The sequence below is a fragment of the Myxococcus sp. AB025B genome, from assembly GCF_006518215.1.
Taxonomy (GTDB): Bacteria; Myxococcota; Myxococcia; order Myxococcales; family Myxococcaceae; genus Myxococcus; species Myxococcus fulvus.
In genome coordinates this window covers 45172-53038 of sequence record NZ_SRLW01000024.1, presented here as the reverse complement: position 1 = coordinate 53038, position 7867 = coordinate 45172, and the positions used below count along the sequence as shown (strand labels likewise).

Annotated in this window: 3 protein-coding genes; 2 read left to right on the top strand and 1 reads right to left on the bottom strand. The window is 72.2% G+C overall.

What is annotated here, in order from left to right:
- Positions 1-27: 27 nt before the first annotated feature.
- Entirely contained in the window at positions 28-534 is a 507-nt protein-coding gene (locus tag FL311_RS06375; RefSeq protein ID WP_141324043.1) for a GNAT family N-acetyltransferase, read from the bottom strand.
- 201 nt (positions 535-735) lie between these two features.
- Between FL311_RS06375 and FL311_RS06365 the strand changes: the two genes are divergently transcribed.
- Together FL311_RS06365 and FL311_RS06360 are read left to right on the top strand one after the other, a co-directional pair.
- Positions 736-6870 (top strand): hypothetical protein, encoded by a 6135-nt coding sequence (locus FL311_RS06365; protein ID WP_228556706.1) that lies wholly within the window; start codon positions 736-738, stop codon positions 6868-6870.
- A gap of 71 nt (positions 6871-6941) precedes the next feature.
- Positions 6942-7856, top strand: a complete 915-nt coding sequence (locus FL311_RS06360; protein ID WP_228556705.1) for a C40 family peptidase — start codon at positions 6942-6944, stop codon at positions 7854-7856.
- Positions 7857-7867 lie beyond the last annotated feature (11 nt).

The following is a 7867-nucleotide window of genomic DNA, read 5'->3' as shown; positions in this document are numbered from 1 at the left end:
GTGGCAGGGCAGGGGGGCGGGGGCGCTTCAGCTCGCGGGCTTCGTGAGGTCCAGCGCGTACCAGTGGTCGCAGCCGAAGTGGCCGGTGCTCCCCAGGGGCGCGCAGAGCGGCTCGAAGCCGAGGCGGCGGTAGAGCTTCTGCGCCTGGGTCATGGAGGCGAGCGTCTCCAGGTAGCAGCGCTGGAAGCCCGCCTCGCGCGCGAAGTCGAGACAGCGGCGCAGCATGCGCTCGCCCGCTCCCAGGCCTCGCGCCTCGGGGAGGAAGTACATCTTGCGCAGCTCGCACACGCCCGGGTCTCCGCCCTCCAGCGGGGCGATTCCGCCGCCACCGATGACGCGGCCCGCGCGCTCCACCACGAAGTACGCGTGGCGCGGGCGCGCGTAGGCGGCGCTCATGGTGTCGACCTCGGGGTCGTGGATGGCGAAGCCGGGGCCATCGGCTCCGAACTCGGGCATCACCGCGCGGATGACGCCCGCCACGGCGGCATCATCCGTGGGTCGGATGGGACGCAGGGTCAGCTCGTCGTTGCTCATGGGCGCGGACGCTCCCACGGAATGAGAGGTGGGGCCAGGGGGACTTCAGGCGTGACGAGGACGTCGGAGTGCGTGCACCCGTTGTGCACCTGCTTGCACAGGTGCCACCCGGACGACGCACCTGGAATGAGGGGGCGGCTTTCCACGCGCTGGATATCCCAGGCATTCTGGGTGGCATGTCCGTTGTAGAGGGGGAGCTTCATGTACTGCCCTGATTGCCGACAGGAGCGCCTGGGTCAGTTCCACCAGTGCGCGCTCTGTGGCACGGCGATGACCTCGCGGCCTCGTTCCGAGCTGGACGCGGAGCTTGCGCACGTCCACTTCCTCCTGTCCGAGCTGACGCGCTGGGATGCCACCGAGGTTCCCCCCAACGTCCGTCGCTTCCTGTCCGAGCGCTACGAGCGCCAGGCCCGAATCCTCCTCTCCGTGCTTGCCGAGTCGCCGGCGCCGGTGACGGCGAGTCGGGTGGAGCCGCCGCGCACGGAGGGCGGCGCCGCGGCGGCTGGCGGCGGAGCGCCTTCGCGCCCCGGTGAGTGGCCCGCGGTGGTTCCCGATGTGGATGGGGTGCACGCGGGGGCCACGGTGCTGCCCGTGGAACCGGCGGCGGTTGCCGCGGAGGCCGGGTGGCGGTCGAGCGAGGCCGTGACGCGCGATGCCGCGGAGCCGTTCGCGCGGGGCCCGGGAGATTCCGCGGCGAGCGGCGCTTCGGTGGTTCGGGAGGCGGGCGGAGCGTGGGGCGCGGAGGCGTCCTCGCAGCGCTCGGGCGAGGCGGTGAAGGCGTCTTCTCAGCGCTCGGGCGAGGCGGTGATTCGGGAGGCGGGCGGAGCGTGGGGCGCGGAGGCGTCCTCGCAGCGCTCGGGCGAGGCGGTGATTCGAGAGGCGGACGGAGCTTGGGGCGCGGAGGCGTCCGTGGCGAGTGGCGCCTCGGTGATTCAGGATGCCCACGGCGCAAGGGGTGTCACGGCTGGCGCTGATGTGGCCGCGGAGCATCCGCAGGCGGGTCTGTCGTGGCGCGAGGGTGATTCTGTTCCTCGCGCGGACGCGTCGGTGGCGAGTGGTGCCTCGGTGGTGCGCGATGCTCACGGTGTGAGCGAGGTCACGCCGGGCTCGGAGCGTCCGAAGACGGGCCTGCCGTGGGGCGAGGGTGAGCACGTGCCTCGTCCGGATGCCTCCGTGACGCGAGATGCGAGCGGCACGTGGAGCTCGGGTGAATCCGCGTCGCGTGCCGATGATGGGCACGCGTCGAGCACATCGGCGGCGTGGCGTACGGAAGGTGCTTCCTCTGCTTCGCGAGACGAGGCGAAGCGTGAGGCCGAGCGCGCCGCGAGGGCGGCATCGACGCGACGTCCAGGTCCTCGCCCGTCGCCGCATGCTCGCGTGTCCGGAGCGGGCGCCGAGGCGCATCCGCTCCCCGAGGACGCCTCCGCGCCGTCGTTCGAGGCGCCCCAGCCTGGGGGCCCGACGGCCCGGCTCGTCGAGCAGGCCTCGTCGTGGAATCGCGTGTGGAAGCCGTTCCTCTACGAAAGCATCATGTGGTTCGTCGGGGCCTTCCTCGTCCTCTCGGGCCTGCTCTACTTCGTGTTCGAGCGTTGGGCCGGGATGAGCTCCGTCAGTCGCTCGGTGGCCATCTTCCTGGCGACGGCGGGGGCCTCCGCGTTCTTCTCCATCATGGGCGCGGTCCTCGGGCGGCGCGAGGCCCTGCGCGGTCCGGGGCGCATCCTCGGGGTCATCGGCTCGGCGGCGGCTCCCCTCGCGGGCATTGCCTTGTCGCCCACCGGGTTCGGCGACGGCAACCTGGGGCCGTGGTGGCTCACTCCGGCGCTGCTGGTCTGGGCGGGAGTCTCGGCCTGGTTCGTGCGCAAGCCCGCCGAGGCCTTCGATGCCCCCTCGCGTCCCTTCGTCCAGGCCTCGCTCGTCGCCAGCATCTTGATGATGGGACTGGCTCCGCTGGCCGCGAGGCTCGGGGGCGCCGCGCTGTGGCTCAACCTCCTGCCGTGCGTGCTCTTCTTCCTGCTGTCCTCGCGCACCCCTTCGAGTTCTCGAGAAGGGAGCGCGCTGGCCTTCGCGCTCGCCGCGCCGCTGTACCTGCTCCTCGCCTACGCGGTGCGCCTGCACCTGGCGCTCGTCCACGCGGGGACCCCGCCCGAGGCGGGCCTCTATGCGCCCTTCGTGGCGTTCCTGCTCGCCTCCGCCCATCGCTTCCGTGCCCTGCCCCCCGAGCGCGCGACGGACACGCTGTCGCTGGGCGTGGTCTCCCTCCAGGCGATGTGCCTGGTCGCCGCCATCGGTGCCCCGCCGCCGACGTTCTTCGTCACCGCCGCCGTCATCACCTGGACGCTGCTGTCGCTGGCGAGCGGCGCCCTGCATCGACTGCCATGGGTGTATCCCGCCTATGCCGCGCTCTACTTCTCGTATGCCACCAGCGGCCAGCTGGTGCCGGGGCCGCTGAAGCGGCTGCTCGACACGCTCAAGGCCTCGCTCGGCTATCCCGTCGCGGAGCGGCTGCCCGTGCAGTACGGCGCGCTGACGGCGCTGCCCTTCGTGCTCGCGGGCGTGGTGCTCGCGGTGTCGCGGCTGTGGCGCGGTGAGCGCACCGGGCAGGCGCGCGACGTCGCCTTCGCGGAGGTGCTGCTGCGCTGCACGGCCGTGGCCGGCGTCCTCTTCTCCTTCCACGGAATCGCCGGTCCCGACGCGCGCCCGGCCCTCTGGAGCGTGCTCGGCATGTCGGTGGTGTGTCTGGGCACCGGCCTGCTCGTGGACCGCTTCTACCTGAAGGTCGTCGGCGCGCTGCTGATGCTGGTGGTGCCGCCGCTGGCCATCCAGGTCCTCTCGGTCGAGGCCGCGTCCGTGGTGGCCGGCTTGCTGGCGCTCGGACTGTCGGGCGTGTCCCTGGTGTGCACCGCGCGCACGCGGACACTGGTGGCCCCCGTGGGGGGATTGCTGGCCACGGCCGGCTTCCTGATGGGGCTGCTCAGCGACTTCGGCTTCACGCCGATGGCGGGCGCGGTGCTGTGTGGCGCGAGCATGCTCGTCATCGCGTGGAGCCTGCGCAACGCGTACGTCGTGGCCTACGCCGTCCTGCTGGCGGACGCCCTGGTGCCGAAGCTCGCGCTCCAGGTGTCCGTCACGGCGATGGCCTTCTCGCTGGTCTTCGTCGCGCTGGCGCTCGCCGTCGTCGCCGAGCGGGGACGGCTGCTGCGGCAGCTGAGCGGGGTGGCGGTCTTCTACGCGCTCTTCGGGTTCCTGGCGGGAATCATCGGCACCGTGAGTGGCCTGGGCGTGGTGATGCTCTTGTCGGCCGGAGCCATCGCCGTGGTGTCTCGCACGCTCCCCCTCGCGCGGCCCCTGGCGGTGTTCATCGCGGCCTTCGCGCTGCTGCCGGACCTGGGGCGCTCGTTCTCGCCCTGGGGCGGGCTGATGACGCCGGCGATGTCCATGGGGGCGTTCATCCTCTGGGCCCTGGGGTCTTCACTGAGCGCGGCGCGCTGGGGGCGCAGCCCGAGCACCACCGTCGCGGCGCTCGTGGCGTGGACCTTCCCCTTCCTCGCGGTCGCGGAGGCGAAGTCCTCTCAGGAGAACACCTTCATCCTCGCCACGGCCTTCGCCGCGCTGCTCACCGCGAGGGCCATGCCCGCCGCGCTCAGCGTCGGCGTGGCCGCGCTGTACGCCGCCATCGGCCTGTACGCCACGGGGCCCATGGCGCTGTTGGGCCTGGCCACGGTGCTCGCCGTCCTCGCGGTGCTCGAGGAGGTCCCCGCGGTGCTGCGGGTGGGCGCGGGGGGCCGCCGCTTCGCGATGGCGGCGACGGTGGCCTCCGCGCTGGTGATGGCCCCCACGGTGGTGCGCTGGGACGATGCGCACCCCGCCTGGATGGGCCTGGGCGCCATGGTGCTGCCGCTGTTGTGGACGCGCGCCACGCGCCAGCCCTTCTTCGCGTGCCTCGGTGTGCCCTTCGCCTTCGTGGGCTTCCTGGCGATGGGTGGGGACACGCCCACGTGGGCCTTCGCGCTGCCGCTCTTGTCGCTCGCCGTGACGCGGGCGGTGGAGCACGTGCCCGGCTTCAGCACCCTGTTGCTGCGCTCGAACGAGGTGGCGGTCCGCAACCGGCTGTCGCTGGGCATGCAGGTCAGCCTCGCGCTGCTCACGCCGATGGTGCTGCTGACGTCGTGGATGGGGCCGCTGCCGGTGTACTTCCTCACGGCCTCGCTGGCGCTGATGCCCGGGCCCATGCCGTTCCTGCGCGTGTGCGGCGCCGCGCTGCTGCTCATCACCGTTCCCGAGGCGCGGCCCATCGTCACGGTCCTCCTGCTGGCGCTCGCGCTGGCCGAGCACCACGTGGCGCCGAGGCTCTGGGCCTTCTTCCGCAGTCCGCCGGACGCGCAGCTGCGTCAGGTCTCCGTCATCACCGCGCTGGTCATCGCCGCGCTGCCCGTGCTGGAGGACCCGTCGCCGTCGAGGCTCGCGGGCCTCGCGGGTGTGGTCGCCGCGTCCGCGTTCCTCCTGTCCCTGCGTTGGCTGTTGGTGCCGGCGCTCCTGGGGCTCGCGCTCGCGTGCGTGGGACAGACGCAGACGCACCACTTCCTGGAGTGGCGGCCCGAGGCGGGGCTGCCCATCGTCGCGCTGGCGCTGGGGGCCGCCGTGCTGTCCGCCTTCTGTCAGTCGGGGAGCGCGCAGCGCTCGCTCAACAAGGCCGTGGAGCGCTTGATGCCCGGACTGGGCGGCACATGGAGCGAACCCCTGTGGGCGGGGAGCACGGGCGTGTTGGGGCTGCTGCTCCTGGCGAGGCTCGTGGACGCGGGGCCTGGTGCGCTCGCGCCGCATGTGGCGCTGGGGGCCGGGGCGGCGTCGCTGGTGTTGATGGCGACGCGCGAGCGGTGGATGGCGAATGTGGCCACGGCGCTGCTCGGCTTGTCGCTGGTGGCGGCGGTGCCCTTCGTGTGGCTGCCCGCGGTCGTCAGTGGCGCGGGGCTGGCGCTGTGCGTGGCGGGCATGTTCCTGGACGCGCGAGGTGTGCGTGTGGGCGCGGCCCTGCACCATGGCGGTTGGGTGCTGGCGCTGTTGTCGCTGTCGGCGCTGCGCGACCTGCGGCACATCGGGACGCCGCTGTGCTTCGTGTTCGGTCTGGGGGCGGCGTGGGCGGTGGTGTGGCGCCGGAGTGAGCGCGAGGCGGTGGGCTGGCTGGCGTCGCTCGTGGCCGCGCACGGCGTGATGATGCACCTGGGCGCGGTGTACTCCACGGGGCGTGGCTCGGAGTTCATCCTCCCGTACCTCGGTGCGCTCAGTGGGCTGCTCGCCGCGCTCGCGCTGTTCGTGGCGGGCCGGGAGGTGCGCCGGGGCGTGGGGCTGGGCTTCACCGTCGTGGCGCTGATGGAGGTGATGTTCGGCCTGGGGTTGCTGGGGCCGCAGGGGGATGCGCTGCGCGAGGCGCTGGTCGCGTGTGGCGCGCTGGCGGTGCTGCTCTTCGCGCTGGTGCGCCATGCCTCCAGGGAAGAGGACGAGCCCGCCGCGTTCCTGGCCCAGGCGGTGCTCGCGCTGGGGTACCTGTCCATGCGCCTGCTCGGGATGGGAGCGTCTCCGAACTCCGGTGACAGCCTGGCGGCGCTGGTGGGCGGCGCGCTCTTCACGGGCCTGTACTTCTTCGTGCAGCGTGAGGGCTCGGGGCTCACGGTCTTCCGGAGGCCCGCCTTGTGGGGCGCGTACCTGTTCCCGATGGCGGGTCTGCTCTCCGCGCCGTGGGGAGAGCCGCTCCAGGTGGCCGCGCTGCTGGTGGGACATGCGGCGCACTTCGCGGCCCTGGCCTCGCATCCGACGCGCAGGGGCTCGGCCTCGCTCGCGTCGGTGGTGGCCTTCAACGTCGCGCTCTTCCTGGTGTGGCAGGGCACGGGGCACGGCGAGCCGCAGTTCTACGTCATCCCCGCGGGCCTCTCGCTGCTCGCGCTGCTGCGCGTGTTCCGGGGCGTCATCGAGCAGGACACCTACGCACGGCTGCGCGCGGTGGCCGTCACCGTCATCTACGTGGCGGGTGCATGGAAGCCGCTGATGTTCGACGACGGCGGGGCGATGCTCCTGTGTGTGTTCCTCTGCGTGGTGGGCGTGGGCTTCGGCATCGCGTTGCGCATCCGCTCCTACGTGTACCTGGGCACCGCGTTCCTGGTGACGTGTGTGGCGGCGAACCTGGTGCGCTTCGGCATGAGGGACCACCGCGTCGCGGCCGCCTCGCTGTTCATCATGGGCCTGTTCGTCATCGGCTCCATGGTGATGCTCAGCGCCCACCGTGCCGCACTCCTCCAGAGGTACACGCGGGTCCGCGCACTGCTGTCCACCTGGGAGGGCTGACACTTCGAGTTCTTGGCGACAGGCCCCACCTGTGGGATGGAATGCGGCCGCCTTTGTTGGAGGGTCGTCGGTTGTCCAGTCCTCGCCTGCTCGCCATCGTTCCGCTGTGTGCCCTCATCGGCTGCGCCACCGTGAAGTCCCGCGACGTCGGGACGTCTCCGGAGGTGGTGCCTTCTTCAGTGCCGGAGTCCACCGGGGAGGGCACCCAGGTGCCCGCGTCCGACACGCCTCCTGCCGTGGCCCCCGAGGCTGCGTCCGCGAGCGAGACGGTGGCACCGGTGGTCGCGGAGGCACCTCGCGGCGAGCGTGCGCCGGCCGTCGTCGCCACCGTGATGTCCGAGGAGAAGGCCCGGCCGCTGGTGACGGGGGTCATCTCCGCCGCGCTGGAGGCGGTCGCGCTCGTCACGAGTCCGGCCACGGACTCCGCGGGGTTCTGGGAGGCGTACCGCACGCCGATGCAGCTGGCGCGGCTCATCGTGTCGCGCTCGATGCAGCTCGTCGGTGAGCGCAACCTGGGGCGCGTGAGCCGGGGGATGCCGAACGACTGCTCGGGCTTCGTGCGGCTGGCGTATCTCTCCGCGGGCATTGATTTGGTGGCGCACGGCTTCCTCGCCGGGGAGAACGCCGTCTCGGCCATCTTCCGCCGCGCGACGCAGGGCGGCCGGCTGCATCAGCACGCGCCGCGTCCGGGCGACCTCGTCTTCTTCCGCGAGACGTATGACCGCAACCGCGATGGTCGCCGCAATGATGGGATGACCCACATCGGCGTGGTGGAGGCGATTGGAGAAGACGGCACCGTCACCTTCATCCACCGAGGCAGCAAGGGCGTGGCCCGCAGCCGCATGAACCTGGCCCATCCGGACAAGCACCAGCTCTCCCAGGGCGGCCCCGTGGTGAACGACTTCCTGCGCCCGGCGAGCAAGGGCTCTCGCGCCTATGTCACGGGGGAGCTCTTCGTCTCCTACGCGTCTCCCGAGGGGCTGTAGATTTCCGGTGG

Coding starts and splice junctions, on each gene's coding strand:
- FL311_RS06365 (WP_228556706.1), top strand. CDS start 736: ATGTACTGCCCTGATTGCCGACAGGAGCGCCTGGGTCAGTTCCACCAG.
- FL311_RS06375 (WP_141324043.1), bottom strand. CDS start 534: ATGAGCAACGACGAGCTGACCCTGCGTCCCATCCGACCCACGGATGAT.